This is a genomic window from Phenylobacterium sp. (genome assembly GCF_037189685.1).
Taxonomy (GTDB): Bacteria; Pseudomonadota; Alphaproteobacteria; order Caulobacterales; family Caulobacteraceae; genus Phenylobacterium.
Map to the genome: position 1 here is coordinate 67,966 of NZ_JBBCIT010000006.1, position 17,990 is coordinate 85,955.

General features: G+C 68.5%; 19 protein-coding genes. 13 read left to right on the plus strand and 6 right to left on the minus strand.

The window, feature by feature from the left end; genetic code table 11:
• Window positions 1-4 precede the first annotated feature (4 nt).
• Together WG212_RS03390 and WG212_RS03395 are read left to right on the plus strand one after the other, a co-directional pair.
• A complete protein-coding gene (locus WG212_RS03390; protein ID WP_337185657.1) occupies window positions 5-1,177 on the plus strand; it encodes an acyl-CoA dehydrogenase family protein in 1,173 nt (390 codons plus the stop codon).
• A gap of 115 nt (window positions 1,178-1,292) precedes the next feature.
• On the plus strand, window positions 1,293-2,663 hold the full coding sequence (locus tag WG212_RS03395) for an alpha/beta fold hydrolase (RefSeq protein WP_337185658.1): 1,371 nt from the start codon (window positions 1,293-1,295) through the stop codon (window positions 2,661-2,663).
• Here WG212_RS03395 and WG212_RS03400 read toward each other — a convergent pair whose 3' ends face one another.
• Window positions 2,664-3,755: a CaiB/BaiF CoA-transferase family protein gene (locus WG212_RS03400; protein ID WP_337185659.1), complete on the minus strand. Its 1,092-nt coding sequence runs from the start codon at window positions 3,753-3,755 to the stop codon at window positions 2,664-2,666.
• A gap of 163 nt (window positions 3,756-3,918) precedes the next feature.
• On the opposite strand from WG212_RS03400, the gene WG212_RS03405 reads away from it, so the two are divergent.
• The 5 genes from WG212_RS03405 to dusA all read left to right on the plus strand — a co-directional run bounded on the left by WG212_RS03405 (window position 3,919) and on the right by dusA (window position 9,483).
• Window positions 3,919-6,033 carry a molybdopterin-dependent oxidoreductase gene (locus WG212_RS03405; RefSeq protein ID WP_337185660.1) on the plus strand — a complete coding sequence of 705 codons (2,115 nt, stop codon included), beginning with the start codon at window positions 3,919-3,921 and terminating at the stop codon, window positions 6,031-6,033.
• Entirely contained in the window at window positions 6,033-6,524 is a 492-nt protein-coding gene (locus WG212_RS03410; RefSeq protein ID WP_337185661.1) for a nitrate reductase associated protein, read from the plus strand. Before WG212_RS03405 ends, WG212_RS03410 begins: the two co-directional genes overlap by 1 nt.
• 37 nt (window positions 6,525-6,561) lie before the next feature.
• Window positions 6,562-7,398 carry a ferredoxin--NADP reductase gene (locus WG212_RS03415; RefSeq protein ID WP_337185662.1) on the plus strand — a complete coding sequence of 279 codons (837 nt, stop codon included), beginning with the start codon at window positions 6,562-6,564 and terminating at the stop codon, window positions 7,396-7,398.
• Window positions 7,399-7,680: 282 nt separating this feature from the next.
• A complete protein-coding gene (fdxA, locus tag WG212_RS03420; protein WP_337185663.1) occupies window positions 7,681-8,022 on the plus strand; it encodes a ferredoxin FdxA in 342 nt (113 codons plus the stop codon).
• 426 nt (window positions 8,023-8,448) lie between these two features.
• Window positions 8,449-9,483: a tRNA dihydrouridine(20/20a) synthase DusA gene (gene dusA, locus WG212_RS03425; RefSeq protein ID WP_337185664.1), complete on the plus strand. Its 1,035-nt coding sequence runs from the start codon at window positions 8,449-8,451 to the stop codon at window positions 9,481-9,483.
• Here the strand turns inward: dusA and WG212_RS03430 are convergent.
• The 3 genes from WG212_RS03430 to WG212_RS03440 form a co-directional block, all read right to left on the minus strand.
• A complete protein-coding gene (locus tag WG212_RS03430; RefSeq protein ID WP_337185665.1) occupies window positions 9,427-9,972 on the minus strand; it encodes a TIGR02281 family clan AA aspartic protease in 546 nt (181 codons plus the stop codon). The two genes, dusA and WG212_RS03430, sit on opposite strands and share 57 nt — an antisense overlap.
• Before the next feature lie 129 nt (window positions 9,973-10,101).
• Window positions 10,102-10,308, minus strand: a complete 207-nt coding sequence (locus tag WG212_RS03435; protein ID WP_337185666.1) for a DUF1289 domain-containing protein — start codon at window positions 10,306-10,308, stop codon at window positions 10,102-10,104.
• Window positions 10,305-10,733 (minus strand): PaaI family thioesterase, encoded by a 429-nt coding sequence (locus WG212_RS03440; RefSeq protein ID WP_337185667.1) that lies wholly within the window; start codon window positions 10,731-10,733, stop codon window positions 10,305-10,307. The genes WG212_RS03435 and WG212_RS03440 overlap by 4 nt, the downstream gene beginning before the upstream one ends.
• A gap of 171 nt (window positions 10,734-10,904) precedes the next feature.
• Here WG212_RS03440 and WG212_RS03445 point away from each other — a divergent pair, with 171 nt between their 5' ends.
• The gene (locus tag WG212_RS03445; RefSeq protein ID WP_337185668.1) at window positions 10,905-11,252 is read left to right on the plus strand and encodes a hypothetical protein; all 348 of its coding nucleotides are present in this window, start codon (window positions 10,905-10,907) and stop codon (window positions 11,250-11,252) included.
• 147 nt (window positions 11,253-11,399) lie between these two features.
• On the plus strand, window positions 11,400-12,878 hold the full coding sequence (locus WG212_RS03450) for a phospholipase D-like domain-containing protein (protein WP_337185669.1): 1,479 nt from the start codon (window positions 11,400-11,402) through the stop codon (window positions 12,876-12,878).
• On the opposite strand, the gene WG212_RS03455 is transcribed toward WG212_RS03450, so the two are convergent.
• Together WG212_RS03455 and WG212_RS03460 are read right to left on the minus strand one after the other, a co-directional pair.
• Window positions 12,842-13,573: an endonuclease/exonuclease/phosphatase family protein gene (locus WG212_RS03455; RefSeq protein ID WP_337185670.1), complete on the minus strand. Its 732-nt coding sequence runs from the start codon at window positions 13,571-13,573 to the stop codon at window positions 12,842-12,844. The genes WG212_RS03450 and WG212_RS03455 overlap by 37 nt on opposite strands.
• A gap of 211 nt (window positions 13,574-13,784) precedes the next feature.
• The gene (locus WG212_RS03460) at window positions 13,785-14,480 is read right to left on the minus strand and encodes a hypothetical protein (RefSeq protein ID WP_337185671.1); all 696 of its coding nucleotides are present in this window, start codon (window positions 14,478-14,480) and stop codon (window positions 13,785-13,787) included.
• A 141-nt stretch (window positions 14,481-14,621) separates the two neighbouring features.
• On the opposite strand from WG212_RS03460, the gene WG212_RS03465 reads away from it, so the two are divergent.
• From WG212_RS03465 to WG212_RS03480, 4 genes are all read left to right on the plus strand, one after another.
• A complete protein-coding gene (locus WG212_RS03465) occupies window positions 14,622-15,272 on the plus strand; it encodes a hypothetical protein (RefSeq protein WP_337185672.1) in 651 nt (216 codons plus the stop codon).
• A 125-nt stretch (window positions 15,273-15,397) separates the two neighbouring features.
• Window positions 15,398-16,084, plus strand: a complete 687-nt coding sequence (locus tag WG212_RS03470) for a TonB family protein (RefSeq protein WP_337185673.1) — start codon at window positions 15,398-15,400, stop codon at window positions 16,082-16,084.
• A gap of 79 nt (window positions 16,085-16,163) precedes the next feature.
• Window positions 16,164-16,559 (plus strand): TonB family protein, encoded by a 396-nt coding sequence (locus WG212_RS03475; RefSeq protein ID WP_337185674.1) that lies wholly within the window; start codon window positions 16,164-16,166, stop codon window positions 16,557-16,559.
• Between the two features lie 132 nt (window positions 16,560-16,691).
• On the plus strand, window positions 16,692-17,897 hold the full coding sequence (locus tag WG212_RS03480) for an acyl-CoA dehydrogenase family protein (protein ID WP_337185675.1): 1,206 nt from the start codon (window positions 16,692-16,694) through the stop codon (window positions 17,895-17,897).
• The last annotated feature ends 93 nt before the right edge of the window (window positions 17,898-17,990 follow it).

The window sequence follows — 17,990 nt, forward strand, 5'->3', positions numbered from 1 at the left end:
CGCCATGAACGCCGAACGGTCGGAGCGGACCGACCTCGAGGAACTGCGCGCTCTGCTGCGACGCTTCGTCGAGCGCCATATGACGCGTGCCCAGGCGGCCGACTGGGACAAGGCCAACCACTTCCCGCGCGAGGTGCACCAGGGGCTGGCGGAACTGGGCGTGCTGGGCCTGACGGTGCCCGAGGCATACGGCGGCATGGGGCGGGACATCGTGGCTACGATGGTGGTGATCGAGGAACTGTCGCGCCGCAGCCTGGCGGTGTCGGTGCCCTACATCATGGCCGCCTGCTACGCCGGCATGAACCTCGTGGAGTGCGGGTCGGAGGATCAGAAGCGGGAACTGCTTCCCAAGGTCGTCGATGGCAGCCTTCTGTTCGCCTACGGCTGGACCGAGCCGGACGTCGGCGCCGACCTCGCCAGCGTCAAGACCACGGTCGAGCGCGCCGGCGATCGGATGATCGTCAACGGGCAGAAGCGCTTCTGCTCGGGGGCGGCGATCTCGGACTACATATTCACTCTGGCCCGCAGCGGCCCCTCTTCGGAGCGCTATGGCAATCTGTCGGTGGTGCTCGTTCCTGCAGACGCGACTGGTGTGTCGATCACACCGATCGACGCCTTGGGCATGAAAGGCGCGGCCACCACCGACGTGCATTTCGACAATGTCGAGGTCCCGCTGGAGGGATTGCTGGGCGGTGAAGCGGGGTGGAACCGCGGCTGGTCTTTCATCACCGGTTCGGGCCTCGACGTCGAGAAGCTGGAGGTCGCCGCCATCGGGGTGGGTGTGGCGCAGGCGGCGCTGGACGACGCCCTGGAATACGCCGATCAGCGCGTGCAGTTCGGCAAGCCGATCGCGGAGTACCAGTCGATCCGTCACAAGCTGTCGGAGATGGCCACCCAGGTGCATGCGGCGCGGCTGGTCCTGTACCACGCGGCGGAGTTGGCCGACGCCCACGTTCCGTGCGGACGCGAGACCTCGATGGCAAAGCTGTTCTGCACGGAAGTCGCCAAGGCGGTCGCGCTGGAATGCCAGACGATCCTGGGCGCCTATGGCTATGTCAAAGGCTTCGACGTGGAGCGCTACGTGCGGGACGCCCTGCTGCTTCCGATCATCGGCGGATCGTCGGCCGTGCAGAAGAACAACATCTTCAAGTTCGTGTCGAAGGCGCGTGCGGCGTAGTTAATACAACCAACTAGTTGGTTGACAACTCCGCGGTGGTTTGGTGCTCTCATGACGTCACGGCTGGTGTGACGCGCCCGGCGGTTTCGCCGGGCTCCCAGCGGAGAGGCGCACCATGAACGGAGCATCATTCATCGAGCGTCCGTCTGCGGCGGGCGAGGCCATCAGCTTCGAGGGCTTCGGCGGCGTGCGGTTGGTCGGGGAGAGCTGGGGGGATCGGGATGCGCCGACGGTCCTGCTGCTGCCCGGCGGCGGTCAGTCGAAGAGCGCCTATCGCCATGCCGCCCGGGCCCTGGCCGACGCAGGCCGACGTGCGATCTGCGTGGACCTCCGCGGGCATGGCGAAAGCGATTGGCCCACGGATGCGCGATACGACCTGGACGCGCTGAGCAAGGATGTGGTGGCGATCCTGCGCCAAGTCGGGGCGCGACCGGTGGTGGTGGGCGCCTCACTGGGGGGCATGGCCGCGCTGGCGGCGGTGGGCGAGAGCGAGGTCGAACTGGCCAGCGGCCTGGTGCTGGTGGACGCCGCGCCGGGCATCCAGGGCGAGGAGGCCACCCGCGTACGGGCCCTTATCCAGCGCTATGCGTCCGGTTTCAGCGATGTCGGCGAGGCGCTGGAGGCGGCTCGCGCCCTGTCGCCCCATCGCAGCCGCGGCGGCGGGGCCGACGGGCTGGCTCATCAACTGCGCAGCGACGATGGCGGTCGTCTGCGCTGGAAATGGGACGAGCGGTCGGTGTCGGGCTTCCAGGCCGTCGCCGTCGCGGAGCGGCTGGAGGCCGCCGCCCGCAACATCCGGATCGCCGTCCTGCTGATGCGCGGCGGCGAGAGCAACATGGTGACGGCCGAAGCCGTCGAACGGTTGCAGGCGCTGTTTCATGACGCCGAGGCGGTGGAGATCCCTGGCGCGGGCCATCTGGTGGCGTCGGATCGCGCCGACGAATTCGACGCCGCCCTGCTGGCGTTCCTGGAGCGGCGCGCGCCGCTGACGCCCTCGGAATATCATGAGGGTTCAGATTCGCGGACGCTGCGCGACGCCTTGGGCTGCTTCGCCACCGGGGTGACCGTGGTGACGGCCATGGGCGATGACGGCCCCGTCGGGGTCACGGCGAACTCGTTCACTGCCGTCTCGCTGGACCCTCCTTTGATCCTGGTGTGCCTCGGGGCGAGATCGAGCAGCCTGCCGACCTTCCAGACGGCGGGTGGCTTTGCGATCAACATGCTGCATATCGGCCAGCAACCCGCGTCGAAGGCGTTCGCCGGGCCCCAGGAGAGCCGGTTCTCCTCGGTCCCCTGGAGGGTCGGGCGGCACGGCGCCCCTACTCTCGATGATTCGCTGGCCAGCTTCGAATGTGAGACCTTCTCAATGCAGGAGGCTGGCGACCATGTGGTTCTGATCGGCCGCGTGAAGGCGGCGAAGTTCGAGCCGCGCCGGGATCCGCTGCTGTTCTTCCGGGGCAAGTACCGCCGCCTGCACTTCAACTGATCAGGCGGGGGTGACGCCCCAGTCCTGATAAACGCCCTCGGCCTCCCCGCTGGCCGCCGACGGCCAGGCGACGGCGGCCGGGGTGGCCGAGAACCGTGGCGCCGGCGCGGGCTGAAGCACGCCGTCCAGCTCGATGAAGGTGTTTCGGGCCAGATTGTGGGGATGCTGCGGCGCCTCGGTGACGTCGAGGACCGGCGCAAAGCAGGCGTCGGTTTCGTCGAGCAGCGCACACCAGTGGTCGCGTGGCTGCGAGGCGAAGATAGTTCCGAGCGCTGTGTTGAGCGCGGGCCAGCGCGCGTGCGGAAGCGGATGCGGATAGTCCGTCGGAGAGAGGCCCAGACGGGCGAGCAGCAGCTCGTAGAAGGGCTTTTCCAGGCTGCCGACGCTGATCCACTTGCCATCGGCGCACGCGTAGCAGCCGTAGTACGGCGCCCCGCCATCGAGCCGGTTGCTGGCGCGGGCGTTCACCCAGGCGCCCGAGGCGAACATCCCGTAGAAGGGTGCGAGCAGGTTGGCGGCGCAGTCGCTCATGGCGCAGTCCACAACCTGTCCCACGCCGGTTGCGCGAGCGCTGAGGACCGCCGAGACCATGCCGAACGCCAGGTAGAGCGCGCCCCCACCGTAGTCGCCGACCAGGTTCAACGGCGGAATCGGGCGTTCCGCGGGACCGATGGCATGCAGCGCGCCACCCAGCGAGATGTAGTTGATGTCGTGTCCGGCGGTGTGGGCGCGGGGGCCGTACTGGCCCCAGCCGGTCATCCGCCCGTACACTATGCGGGGCTTGCGGGCGGTGACGACGTCGGGTCCCAGGCCCAGGCGCTCCATGACCCCCGGCCGGAAGCCTTCGAACAGCGCCTCGGCCTGGTCCACGAAGCGGAGCGCGGTCTCGACGCCCTGGGGGCTCTTCAGATCCAGGGCGACCGAGCGTCGGCCGCGCAGGGACGGTTCGAACCGCGTGGGCGGCGGCTGGTCGGGGCGGGTGATGCGCAGGACATCGGCGCCCAGATCCGACAACAGCATGCCGCAGAAGGGACCCGGCCCGATGCCTGCGAACTCGACGACCTTCAGGTCTTTCAGGGGCCCCTGTCCCATTGCTCACCCCCAGTCGGAGAAATCGCCTCAGAGCGCCAACCAATTGGATGGCAATTTTCAAACGCAGGCCTAGCGCCACAGGAAAATTCATACAACTAGATAGTTGACTCTACGGGTATGTAGGGTCAGCGTCACGGCGTTTGTCGGATCGGAGGAAAAGCCGATGGAGCGTCTTCGACCGGGGCAGGATGGACGCCATGTCACGTTCTGCCGGATCTGCGACGCCTTCTGCGGGCTGACCGCCGACGTGCAGGACGGCCGGATCGTCAAGGTCGGACCGGACCGCGACAATCCGCATTCGCAAGGACACATCTGCATCAAGGGCCCGTCCATGCTGGCGGTGACCTATGATCCCGATCGCGTCACCCAGCCGTTGCGCCGCGTGGGTGCGCCGGGAAATTTCGAACCTGTGTCTTGGGATGAGGCGCTGACCGATATCGCGAGCCGGCTCGCCACGATCTATGATGACCATGGACCTGAAGCGATCGCCAGCTTCCACGGCAATCCGGGCGCCTACAACATCAGCGGCCAGTTCTCGTTCAAGCCGTTCCTCGACCGGCTGGGCGTATGGAAGCAGTACTCGTCGGCGTCGCAGGACACGACCTCGCGCGCCGTCGCCAGCTATGCCCTCTACGGCTCCTCGATCCGCCGTCCGCTGCCGGACCTGCCGCGCTGCGATTTCCTGATCATCGTCGGCGCCAACCCGCTCGTTTCGCACGGCTCGGTGCTTACCGCGCCCCGGATCCGCGAGGACCTCGACGCGATCGCGCAGCGCGGACGCGTCGTCGTCGTCGATCCGCGGCTCACCGAGACGGCCGAGCGGTTCGAGCACATCGCGGTGCGGCCGGCGGGCGATGTCTGGATGCTCGCCTACATGGTCAAGACGCTGTTCGATGAGGGCCTCGAGGACCTGGCGTTCCTGGAGCGGCATACCGTCGGAGCGCGGGAGCTGCGTTCGGCGCTGGGCCAGGTTACGGCGGAGCGAGTTCGCCAGGAGTGCGGCGTCGAGCCCGAGACGATCGCGGCCCTGGCGCGCGACTTCGCCGCCGCCCCGCGCGCCGCCTTGTACAGCCGGGTCGGTATCTGCAGGGGCCCGTTCTCCACCCTTGCCAACGTCCTCGTCGATTGCGTGAACATCATCGCGGGTAAATTCGCCGTGCCGGGGGGCTGGGTGTTCGGCAACTCCCCCCTCAACGCGGAGGGCCGCCCAGGCGGCTACACCCTCCGTCCCTCCCGTCTTGGGCCCATGCCGATCGTAATCGGCTATGCGCCGTTCAACGCCCTGGCGGAGGAGATCCTCACGTCCGGCGACGGGCAGGTGCGGGCGTTCTTCGTGACCTCCGGCAACCCGGTCCTCTCGGCGCCCGGTCCAGAGCGGCTGCAGGCCGCTTTCGAAAGCCTCGAGCTGATGGTGTCGTTCGACATCTATCTCACCGAGACGAACCGCTTCGCCGACTACATCCTCCCGACCACCACCTTCTTCGAGCGCGAGGACCTGCCGGTCCTGGGGTTCCCGAACATGGTCCGTCCGTTCGCGCAGTACGCTGCGCCTGTGATTCCACCCGTCGGCGAGGCGCGGTCCGAGCACATCATCCTCAGCGATCTTGTCGCACGCCTCGGCGCCCTCACGGATCGTCCGCTCGACATCGCGCCGTTCGATCCGCTCGCAGCCCTCGATGGTTTGCTTCGCACCGGGCGCTGGGGTCAGGACGGATTGTCGATCGAGCGCCTGAAGGCCGCCCCGCACGGCGTCGCGCTGGCGGACAACATCGACGTTTCCGGTTGGGAGAAGCAGATGCGGCATGAGGACGGGCGGATCCGCCTCTGGGATGACCTGATCGCCGGCGAATTCGATCGCCTGTGGTCCAGTCCGCCCGCGGACGCAGAGGGACTGCGCCTGTTCGGGCGGCGCGAATTGCGCTCGATGAACTCGTGGATGCACAACGTCGATCGACTGGTGCGGCAGCAGTCGCCTGTGCTGCAGATGCATCCGGACGATGCGGCGCGCCACGGAATCGGCCACGGGAGCCGTGCGGTCGTCCGCAGCAAGGCGGGATCGATGGAGGTGGACGTCTCGATCACCGACGCGGTGACCGCCGGCTCGGTCTGCTATCCACACGGCTGGGAGCACGACGGTGGATGGCAGCGCGCCAACGCCACCGGTGGCCACAATGTGAACGTGCTCGCCGATCCCGCCGCCGCCGAGGTGGTCTCCGGATCAAGTTTCCTCGACGGCATAGAGGTTACCGTGACGCCGCTGACCCCGGCGGACGCCTGATGGCCACGGTGGGGCAGGCGGCCAGTGCGGCTGAGGCCGACCACATGCGCCTCTTCCGGTTCGAAGCCGATTTCGTACAGACGCTGCGCTGCATCCCGATGTGTGTGCGCTTCAAGCTCGACACCATCGAGATCAAGCTCTCGCTGCGCCAGTGGAGTCGCTTCACGCTTGAGGAACGTGATCGCTTGCGGCGATCGCCCTGTGAGGCGCCTGCCGAGATCACCGCATATAGGGCTCACGTGGTCGAGCTCGTCGCCCGGGGGGGCGACACGGCAGCAACCCTTCCGCCCCAGCCGCCAGCGAGTTGGACGTCCCAAGTGGTGCCCGACACGGTGGCCGAGTTTGCCGCGGCGCGAGGGGTGCGGGCGCCGGATCCCCAGGCCTGGGCGGCGCTCGATGGGCTGTCGCGCTATGCGGTGGTCAAGCTGACGCGGGACAAGCACGAAAACGCCAACTTCGAACCCGCCTTGCGGGAGTTGGGACTGATCTGAGTGCGCCGTCTCGGGACGTCGATGAGGACTATGGGGTATGGATGAACCAACAATCGACCAACAGCGAGCGGAGGCTGCGCCTCGTCAGCAGAACTCGCCTCACCACAGCGCTCAAGTCCTGTGGGTAAAGCACTGGACTGATCAGTACTTCAGCTTTGGTTTGGAACGTCCGCGAAGCTTCCGGTTTCGATCGGGAGAATTCGTCATGATTGGCCTGCCGGCGGAGGGCGTCGCCAAGCCGATCTTGAGAGCGTACTCGATCGCGAGTCCCGCGTATGCCGAGGAACTGGAGTTCTTTTCGATCAAGGTTCCGAATGGACCTTTGACTTCACGTCTGCAGGCGATCCGACCCGGCGACGAGGTGCTCATGTCGCGCAAACCGACAGGGACGCTCGTGCTGGATGCGCTCCTGCCTGGACAGCGACTGTTTCTTCTGGGAACCGGCACGGGCCTGGCGCCATGGCTCTCCATCGCGAGGGATCCGGCGGTGTACGACAGCTTCGACCAAGTGGTGGTTTGTCACTGCGTTCGAGCTGTACGCGATCTCGCTTACCGGGAACTCTTCAAGCAGGGCCTTCCCAGCGACGAATTCCTGGGTGATCTCGTGATGCAGAAGCTGCGTTACGTCCCGACGGTGACCCGCGAGCCATACTCCCGACAAGGGCGGATCACGGATCTCATCCGTGACGGGCGACTGTTTGCCAGCCTTGATCGTCCGCAAGACGCGTTCGATCCAGGCAGCGATCGGGTGATGCTGTGCGGGTCAATGGCGATGATCAAGGAGGTAGCTGAGGTCCTCACGCGCCAGGGTCTTAGAGAGGGCTCCAATTCGGAACCCGGCGAATATGTGCTCGAGCGCGCGTTCGTCGGCTAGCCTCCGCTGCGGCCAATGCGGAGCCCGGTTGGGGCGCCGCAGCACAGGAGGGCGCTCGCCGCCTCGGCCCAGGTTCGCCCAGCCCTTGCCTCAATCGGCGGACGGGCGCGTGGGCCTCGTCTGACGGCTCGTTTGCAGTGGGGGCATCGGCGTTCCGGACCACGCATGCCGCGTGAGTTGAGGCTGTCCAGGCTTGGGTTCTCCGCCGGGGCAGACCGCCAAACGTGTGTGCGGGCTCAAAGGACCGCGCCTCAGTCCCAAAATGGAACTGGACACCTTCAGATGACCTACATCGTCACCGATCCCTGCATCAAATGTAAGTTCATGGATTGCGTGGAGGTGTGCCCGGTCGACTGCTTCTACGAAGGCGAGAACTTCCTCGCGATCAATCCGGACGAGTGCATCGACTGCGGTGTCTGTGAGCCCGAGTGTCCCGTGGACGCCATCAAGCCCGACACCGAAGACGATCCGGACGGCAAATGGCTGAAGGTGAACACCGAATACTCGCGCGTGTGGCCCAACATCACGGTCAAGGGCGTCCCGAACGCGGAGGCGGAAGCTTTCGAACGTGAGACCGGCAAGTTCGAGAAGCACTTCTCCGAGAAGCCCGGCCGCGGCTCCTGAGCCGATGGTGGCCGCGTCGCTCGCGGCCGGCGAGCCCGGTCCCCGTCAGAGGCGTGACCGCTGCCGCCGTGCGGCACAGGCGGCTGGCCGGCGTCCGTCATGTCAGCGATGTGCAGATCGATCAGGGTGCTGAACTCTGTCGCTTCCCGACCTTGGGGAGAGTCGGGGTTTCGCCGCGGTCGATCTGCCGCTCTGCGTCGACGCCCCACTTTCTGGCGTTGTCGTAGCGCACGAACGTCTCGCTGAAGGACCGGCCTTTGCGGCGTACCTGGACCCGGCAGGTTCCGGCTTCTTGTCTTCGGGTCGATGCCGTTTGGGCTGCAATTCAGGTGCAGTGAGATATCGAAACGGGGCGAAAACGGTCGAAAAATGGCGTAGGAAGGCGGGTGCGGGTCAGCGCCAAATCCTTCAATTTGTACTTGAAAAGTGACAAAATTTCAAACGCATAGATTGTCCGTCGCCCCCATGATGGACTGGACGGACCGGCATTGCCGGGTCCTGCATCGGATGCTGTCTGCGCGGGCGCTTCTCTATACCGAGATGCTGACGACGGGGGCGGTGCTGCATGGGGACCGGGCGCGGCTTCTGGCCTATTCCCCGGTGGAGCATCCGGTGGCGCTGCAACTCGGCGGGTCCGAACCGGCGGACCTGGCCGCCGCCGCGCGGATCGGCGCCGACCTGGGTTATGACGAGATCAACCTCAACGTCGGCTGTCCCTCCGATCGGGTGCAGTCGGGCCGCTTCGGCGCCTGTCTGATGCGCGAGCCCGAACGGGTGGCCGACTGCATGGCGGCCATGGGCGCCGCCGTGACGGTTCCGGTGACGGTGAAGTGCCGGATCGGCGTCGACGACCAGGACCCGGAAGCGAGCCTGTTCGGCCTGGTGGACCTTTGCGCGAAGGCGGGCGTGTCGCACTTCGTCGTCCATGCCCGCAAGGCCTGGCTGAAGGGGCTCTCGCCCAAGGAGAACCGGGACATTCCGCCGCTGGACTACCCGCTGGTGTGGCGGTTGAAGCGCGAGCGGCCGGAGCTGACCATCGTCATCAACGGCGGGATCGGTTCGCTGGACGACGCCGAGGCGCACCTGGCGCATGTCGATGGCGTGATGCTGGGGCGGGCCGCCTATCATACGCCGGGCCTGCTCGGGGATGTCGATCGGCGCCTGTTCGGCGAGGCGGCGTCCGTAGGCCCGGCGGCGGCCGTGGCCGCCTATCGGGACTATGTGGCGTCGGAACTCGCGCGGGGGACGCATCTGGCGGCGATGACGCGGCACATGCTGGGCCTGTTCCACGGCGCGCCCGGCGCGCGGGCGTGGCGGCGCATCCTGACGGTCGAGGGGGTCAAGCCCGGCGCCGGCCTGGAGGTGATCGACCGGGCGCTGGAGGCGGTGACTCCGGCGGCGAGGTCAGGGCTCGAGGCGCAAGGTCTCGCGGGTGGCCTCGAAGCGGGTGAGGCGGCCTAGGTAGCTCATCCCCAGCAGCGAGACGTCAAGGCCGTCGGACACGACCAGCGCCTGCACGTTCTCCAGCCGGGCGCCGTCGATCGACACCGAGGCCAGGGTCACGGCGGCCGCGCGGGCCGAGCCGCCGGCGGTGGTGACGTTGTGGGCGTACTTCAGGTCCTGGGGGCGGAAGCCCAGGCGCGCGGCGTCCTGGGGCGTGAGGGCGACGGCGGTCGCGCCGGTGTCGACCAGGAAGCGGACCTTGGCGTCGGCGGGCCGCGGGCTGGGGGCGCCCTGGGCGCCCTGGGCGGCGACCTCGGCCTCGGCCCAGAAGTGGCCATCGGCCGCCTTGGCCACGGCGCCGCCCCCGGGCTTCAGCGGGCCGGTGGCGAATCCCTGCGCGTCGAGCCGCGCGAGCCGCAGCGGCTCGGCCTGGAAGGCCTGGACCGCGCCGGCGCTGAGCGCCGCGGAGGCAGCCGCCACGACGGCCAGCTTGGCGAATGAAGACACCCGTATCACCCCGGACTGCGGCCTTCTGGCCTGTCTCGTTGGGCCGATCCTGGGCAGACAGCCTTTTGATCCGATGAACGCCCAGGGTTTACGAGGCTTGAACACGATGGCGGCCAGGCGGTCGCCCGGTCAGAACATCGCCAGCTTCTCGGGGCGGATCAGGGCGCGGCGATCCGGCAGTTCGGCCAGGATCGCGTCGCGCTCGGCGTCGGTGAGGCGCGACCAGCCGGCCACTTCGTGCAGTCGACGGTAGCAGCCCATGCACAGGCCGCTCTCGCCATCGACGACGCAGACCTTGATGCAAGGCGTCTTGATAGGGGGCGGCGGGCCGTTCATTCGGGCAGAGCGTAGGTGACGTTGGCCTGCGCCGCCAGCCGCTCGGGGGATTCGGTCCAGATCCGTACGTCGCAGACGGCCAGGCGGCGGCCGAGGCGCAGCATCTCGGCCTCGGCCTGGAGTTCGCCCGGCCGGGCGCCGCGCAGGAAGCTCATGTTGAGCTGGGACGTCACCGTCATCAGCCGATCGCCGATATGGGCCAGGACCAGGGCGTAGGCTGCGGTGTCGGCGAGGGACATGAGTGTCGGGCCGGCGATCACGCCGCCGGGGCGCAGCATGTCGGGCCGGTAGGACGACGCCAGCCGCACCCGGCCGGGCTCCACGGCCAGCACCCGGGGGAAACCCTGCTCGGGCGCCTGTGGGAAGGCGCGGCGGAGGAGGGCGTTGACGCCTTCGGCGTCCAGCTTCGGTTCAGGCTTGGCCATGCGCCCTTCTGGCCCGGACACCTGTAACATTACAAGCCGTTTATCTTGAAGCGTAACATCGATGTATCATGACTGAATATTAATCCGACAATACTCAACATTGCGGCTTGTTCATTTGAGTTGTGGTGCTCCTGTCTGCAGCATTTGCTCATGTTCAAGGGAGACGCCTCAATGAAGTCCGCCACCATCGCACTCGTCGCCGCCGGTTTCGCCGCCAGCTTCGGCGCGGGCGCCGCCAGCGCGGCCGACCGGGTCACCGACATCGACTTCCTGAAGGCCAACCGTTGCAAGGGCCTGGCCGCCAGCATCCCGGGCGTGGTCGATCCCGCCGCTCTCGACGCGTTCGTGAAGTCGGAGCGCAAGACCCGCGCCGCGTACATCGTCGACCGCGGCGAGCAGGAGTTCGACAAGGCCCGGCGCGAAGCCCGCAGCGAGGATCGCCGGGCGCGCCTGACCGCCGAACTCAACGGGGAATGCCAGGCGTTCCTGGCCAGCCCGGCCGCCGTCGCGCGGCAATAGATCCCAAGCCCAACTCCGGCCTCCCAGCCAGGTGCGGCGGCGAAAGCCGGCGCACCTTCTTTTTGCCCGGAACCCGCTTTTTTTGCCCGGAACCCTGGCTTCGCCGTAGGATTTGAACCCAGTGGCGGCGGTGCAGCGAGGGCGTCGATGAGTTTGCTGGTCCCGGGAGACACCTGCTGGCGCATCGCGCCCGCTGACCGGGTGGCGTTCCTCATCGACAACGAGGCCTATTTCACGGCGCTCTACGAGGCGTTCCGCAAGGCGCGCCGCTCGATCCTGATCCTGGGGTGGGCCTTCGATCCCCGCACCCGCCTGTTTCCCGACGGGCACGACGGTCCGAACGATCCGGACGAGGTGGGCCACGTCCTGCTGGACCTGGCCCGGGAGCGGCCCGACCTCGACATCCGGCTGCTGATCTGGAAGTCGGCGCTGCCCATCGCCGCCACCCAGGAATTCTTCCCCCACAAGGCCCGGTCGTGGTTCCGCGACAGCCGGGTCCGCTTCCATCTGGACGACAAGGTGCCCCTGGGCGCGTGCCATCACCAGAAGGCGGTGGTGATCGACGACCGGCTGGCCTTCTGCGGCGGCGGCGACATCGGGGTCGACCGCTGGGACACCCCCGGCCACCTGGAGCACGACCTGCGCAGGATCATGCCCGACCAGGACTGCCACGACCCGCGGCACGAGGTGATGGTGATGGCGGACGGCGCGGCGGCGCGCGCCTTCGGCGACCATTTCCGCGAGCGCTGGCGCTGCGCCACCGGCGAGACCCTGCCGCCGCCGCCCGAGGCGGGGGGCGATCCCTGGCCCGACCACGTGCCGCCGCACGTCACCGGAACCCGCGTCGGCATCGCCCGCACCGCGCCGCCCTGGCAGGACCAGCCGGACGTCCACGAGATCCGCGACCTGGCGCTGGCCAGCATCGCGGCGGCGCGCGAGACCATCTACCTCGAGAACCAGTATTTCACCTCGCCCCTGATCGCCGAAGCCCTGGCGAGCCGGCTGGGCGAACCCGAGGGCCCCGAGGTGGTGCTGATCTCGACCGGCCGTTCGCCGAGCTGGTTCGACAAGCTGACGATGGACAACGCCCGGGCCACGACCGTCTGGCGCCTGCGCGCCGCCGACGTCTTCGGGCGCTTCCGGGCCTTCTATCCGGTCACGTCGGCCGGCTCGAAGATCATCGTCCACTCGAAGGTCAGCGTCTTCGACGACCGGCTGGCGCGGATCGGCTCGGCGAACCTCAACAACCGCTCGTTCGGGTTCGACACCGAGATCGAGGTGGCGCTGGAGGCCGAGAGCGAGGGCGCGCGGCGCGTGGTGGCGGCCTTCCGCGACCGGCTGGTGGCGCACTTCCTGGGGTACACAGGCGATGCGGTCGCCAAGGCGAGGGCCGAGCGCGGCGGCCTGATCCCGGCGATCGACGCCCTGAACCGCGAGGGTCGCCTGCGGCCCATCGAACTGACGCGGCGTTCGGCGTTCGGCGCGTTCACGGCGGCCTACCACCTGGGCGACCCCGCGTCGCCCGAGGACGCCTGGCGGCCCTGGCGGCGTCGGGAATGCCTGTACCGGCCGGCGCTGCCCGCACGGGTTCAGAGCAGGTCGAAGTCCATCACCAGCGGCAGGTGATCCGAGGCGGCGCGGAAGATCGGATCATAGGGCGCGAACACGTCGCGCACGGCGACGCCGTCGCTCACGAACAGGTGGTCGATGCGCAGGACCGGCAAGGCCGAGGGGAAGGTCGAACTGGGCTGGCGGACGGGCGCCAGCCGGCGGGCGGGCTGAAGCCGGCGGGTCAGGGTACGGTAGACGATCGAGCTGGCGGTGGCGTTGAAGTCGCCCAGGAGGATCGTCGGGGCGCGGCAGTCCGGATGCTGGAGCCATGCCGGCCCTGCCAGCTCGACCGCCTGGATCTGCTGCTCGCGCGGGACGAGGCCCAGGTGGGTGTTGATGACCTGGAGCGTGCGGCCCCCGACCGTCACCTCGACCCAGACGGCGCCGCGTGGCTCGAGTCCCGGCATGCGCGGGAGGCCCGGGAGCGCGGCGGCCTTCACCAGCCGCTCGGGGCAGGCCGTCAGGATGGCGTCGCCGTACAGTTCCTCCTCGACGCGGAAGGCGGGGTGGAAGTGGTGAGCCATCTCCAGCCGCTCGGCGATCTCGTGGGCCTGGTCCACGTGGTTCGTGCGACGCCGGCCGACGTCCAGTTCCTGCAACGCCACGATATCGGGCGCGAGGCGACCCAGCGCCTCGGCGATGCGGGCCACGTCGAGGCGCCGGTCGGTCCCGACGCAGCGGTGGACGTTGTAGGTGACGATACGGGGCATGCGGGCCTGGGCTTCCGGAGGCCGGAGGTTTGGCGGCTCGCCGCCGCGGTGGCAAGGCAGGCAACACCCAAGGCGCGCGTCGGGTTGCCGGCGGGGACGCCCTGCGCATCTTCGCGGACAGGCGTGCGGCCCTGACCCTTGGGCCCCACAGTGCGGGGGCAGGGGCAGGGGAGGGTGTGAGGAAACGAAGGCCCAGCCGGCAGGAGGGTCGCTAACCGCTCCGGGGCGGGCCTGTGGCCGGGCGCAGGGTGTCGCGGGGCCCGGCGAGGCTGGCGAGGCCTGCGCCCCGCAGCCATCGCGTACGCGCGCCGGGCGCGGCGACGGGAGGCCGGGCGAGCACGGCGACGCCGGCCGGCTTTGCGCCCGCCGCGGGTCCAATCGCTGGCCCCGTCGTCGGTCGGGGCGGCGTCGCCAAGGGGGCGGACGGACGCGCGGTCGGGGATCGGGCGCCCATCCGGGCCAGGAGTTCGCGCAGGGTGGGGAGCTCGGCCGGCTGGGGGCCGGGCAGGGCCTCGGCCCCGGCGACCACGCCATTCAGGGTCTTCAGCAGGAGCGGGAGGCTGGCGGTCTCGCGGTCGCGGTCGCCATCGATCCGCTCGCGCTCGGGGTGTTCACGCTCGATGGGCTCACGCTCGGTCGGGTCGGACTCGGTGGGGTCGGGCCGGCCGCGCAGCTCTTCCGCGCCGTCGGCCGCGACCGTCGCCCCGCGCCGGGCGGCTGCGGACAGCCGCAGCTTCAGCGCGACCGACACGCGGTAGCCGTGGAAACAGCGCTGGAAGAGGTCGAAGTACCGGAGCATCCGCTCCTGGTCCGTCGCCGCCTTGGCCTCGCGGCCGAACACCATGCCGAGGGCGTAGGCGCACGCGCCGAGGTCGGACAGGCCCTGCATGTCGTCGATGACGGTCATCGGGAACAAATATAGAACATCTGCCGCGACTGTCAAGCCGCAGCCCCTCTGGCCGCCACGGCGGATGGCCGGGGATTGAGGGGGGCCATCGTCCAACCGTAAGCTGCGGTCGGGTTTGCTGCGGGTAGGGGGCGGAAGCGGATGTGGCTGGCGGCTATGCTGGTGCAGGCGGTTGCGCCCTCCTGGACACCCGAAGACCCGAACCGGATCACCGAACCCGACTGGGACAAGCGCCCGCCGCCGGCTGTGGCGTCCCGCTATTATCCCAAGGCGCTGGCCCAGGAGGGCGGTGGCGCGATTCTCCAGGCCGTCTGCGTCGCCGGCCCGAACGGGACGCTGAACGACTGCCGCATCGTGGAGGACAGCCGCCCCGGGCTCGGCGGCGGCGAGGCGCTGTTGCAGATCCTTCGCCTCTATCGCCTGAAGCCTGCGGACCGGTCCGGTCGCCCGGTCGCCGGCCGCCCCCTCCACTTCCGCATGCGCATGCACCCTCCGATCGTCTTCGCGCGGGCCGAGGGCGGCTGGGAGATCTTGCAGGACCCGTACGCCTGGGACGACGCGTATCCCAAGGCCGCGCTGGCGGCGGGCGTCTCGGGCGAGGCCACCGTGGCTTGCAACGGGAAGAAGGGCGCACGGCGCGTCTACTGTTCGGTCGAAGCCGAAACGCCGGCGGGACACGGGTTCGGCGCGGCGGCGCTGGCGCTTCAGAAGCGTATCCTGGTCAAGCCGCCCGCGGCCGGCGGCGGGACGGCGCTGCGGATGACCCTTTCGTTCCGCGCTCCGCCGCCGTGAGGCGGGGCGTTCCCGAATCCGGCTGAACGGCGCATCCCCTTTCCCGATCCGGCCCCATCCGATCACCCTCGGAGATTGAGCACCTGGGCCGTTCAGCCCTAAGCTTCAGCTTGGGGAGAACCAGCATGATCGCAGTCCTGGCCGCCGCGCTTCTTCAGGCGGGGGCGGCGCCGGCCGCCAGCGCCGCGTCTCAGCCCATCGCCACCGCCAACGTGGACTGGCTCCAGCGGCCCTCGGGCCAGGACATGGCCCGTTTGTACCCGGAAAGGGCCGCGCGGAAAGAGGTGGAGGGGCGGGCGACCCTTTCCTGCAGTGTCTCCGGGGAGGGGACGCTGGTCGGTTGCACCGTCGTCGCCGAGGAGCCCGTCGGTCACGACTTCGGGGCTGCCGCCATGGGCCTGAGCGCCATGTTCCGGATGCGTCCCCAGACACGAGATGGACAGCCGGTGGCCGGCGGGACTGTGCTTATCCCGATCCGGTTCATGCTGCCGAAAGGTCCACCCGCGGGGGGGCCGCCGAATGTCGAGGCCATAACGCGATGCTACCGCGTCGTCGCTGGAGATCTGGAGAGATCTCCCACCGAACAGGCCCTGCAAACGCCGTTCTTCGTGTGGCGCATGATCCTCGAAATGAGGTTGCTATCCGAGAAGCTCTCGCCGTCGCAGATCGACGCCCGCCTCCGGTCGCTGTCGTCCGGCGCCGAACCGCCGACGGCCGGCGCCCGCGCGGCCTGCGAGGGCATGCTGCCGTCCAACATTGCGGCTGGCCTCGGGTCGGTGTTCGACGTCATGGGCAGGATCCCCGTGCGCTGAGCAAGCTCCGTCGCGCTATCGCGTGAACACGAACTGAGCGCCGGCGGCGCGTCGCCCAAGCTCCAGGAAGGAGGTTCGCATGATCGCAGTCCTGGCCAGCGCGGTGCTCCAGGTCGGGGCGTCCCCGGCCGATGCGGGTTCGGCGGGCGCCGTCCAACCGACCTCCGAGAGCGCCCGGGAGATTCCGGACCCGGTCTGGGGGCCTCTGGTGAAGCCTGGGAATCCGCTGCGCTTCTATCCCAAGGCCGCCATGAAGCGCGGAGTCGAGGGCCGGGCGATCCTCCGTTGCATCGTCGAGGCGACGGGCGCCCTGCGAGATTGCGTCGTGGCCCAGGAGACGCCCCCTGGCGAGGGATTCGGCGAGGCCGCGATCCGGATGTCGGTCATGTTCCGGGTAAAGCCGCTGACCGCTTCGGGCGCGCCGTCGGAGGGCGGGATCGTCACCCTGCCCATCCGCTTCGATCTGCCGAAGTGATCAAAAATCGGAGTCATGATTCCGATTTTGTTGACGCTGACGTCAGCGTCATCTTTTCTTCCCTGCGCGTCCGTGCGTATAGGGTCGGCGAAACCGATACGGCGTAAGCCGCCCACGCTTCCGGAGGATCCGATGAACCTCGACTTCACCCCCGAAGAGAACGCCTTCCGCGAAGAGGTCCGGACGTTCATCAAGGACAACTACCCCGCCGAACTGCGCAAGGCGCAGGACGAGGGCCGGGCGCTGACCAAGGAGGAATACCTCCTGTGGCACAAGGTGCTGGCCAAGAAGGGCTGGGTGGCGCCGAGCTGGCCGAAGGAACTGGGCGGCACGGACTGGACGCCCACGCAGAAGTACATCTGGTCGGAAGAGACGGCGCGGGCCGACTGCCTGGGCCTGCTGCCGTTCGGCCTGTCGATGCTGGCGCCGGTGATCTACACCTTCGGCACGGACGAGCAGAAGAAGACGTTCCTGCCCGGCATCTACAACGGCGACGTCTGGTGGTGCCAGGGCTACTCCGAGCCGGGCGCCGGTTCGGACCTCGCCTCGCTGAAGACCCGCGCCGAGCGGGTGAAGGGCGACGACGGCAAGGAATACTACATCGTCAACGGCCAGAAGACGTGGACGACGCTGGGCCAGCACGCCGACTGGGGCTTCTTCCTCGTCCGCACCGACCCCGATTCCAAGCCGCAGGCGGGCATCTCGTTCCTGCTGATCGACATGAAGACGCCGGGCATCACCGTGCGCCCGATCATCACCCTGGAGGGCGGGCACGAGGTCAACGACGTCTTTCTCGACAACGTCAAGGTGCCGGTCGAGAACCGCATCTTCCACGAGAACCAGGGCTGGACCTGCGCCAAGGCGCTGCTGGCGCACGAGCGCAGCGGCATCGCCGGCGTGGCGCGCTCCAAGCGCAACCTTGAGAAGGTGCGCGAGATCGCCGGCACCGAGCGGTCGGACACCGGATCGGCGCTCCTGGCGGACGCGTTCTTCCGCCGCAAGGTGGCCGAGCTGGAGATTGACCTTTCGGCGCTGGAGTTCACCGAGCTGCGGACGCTGGCCGGTGAGTCGAGCGGCAAGGGGCCCGGGCCGGAAAGCTCGATCCTCAAGATCAAGGGCACCGAGATCCAGCAGCGGCTCCAGGAGCTGGCGCTGGAGGCGGTCAGCCACTACGGCGCGCCGTTCCTGCGCGACCTGAAGGGCTCGAACGTCACCGTGGGCCCGGACTACGCCGAGGGCCTGGCCGGGGAGATGTTCAACGGCCGCAAGACCTCGATCTACGGCGGATCGAACGAAATCCAGCGCAACATCATCGCCAAGGCCGTGCTGGGGCTTTAGAGCAAATTTGGGCTGCGCATCCTACGCCGTCATCCCGCGGCTTGTCCGCGGGACCCATGCCGAACGCCCCACAAGCGTATCGATGGGTCCCGC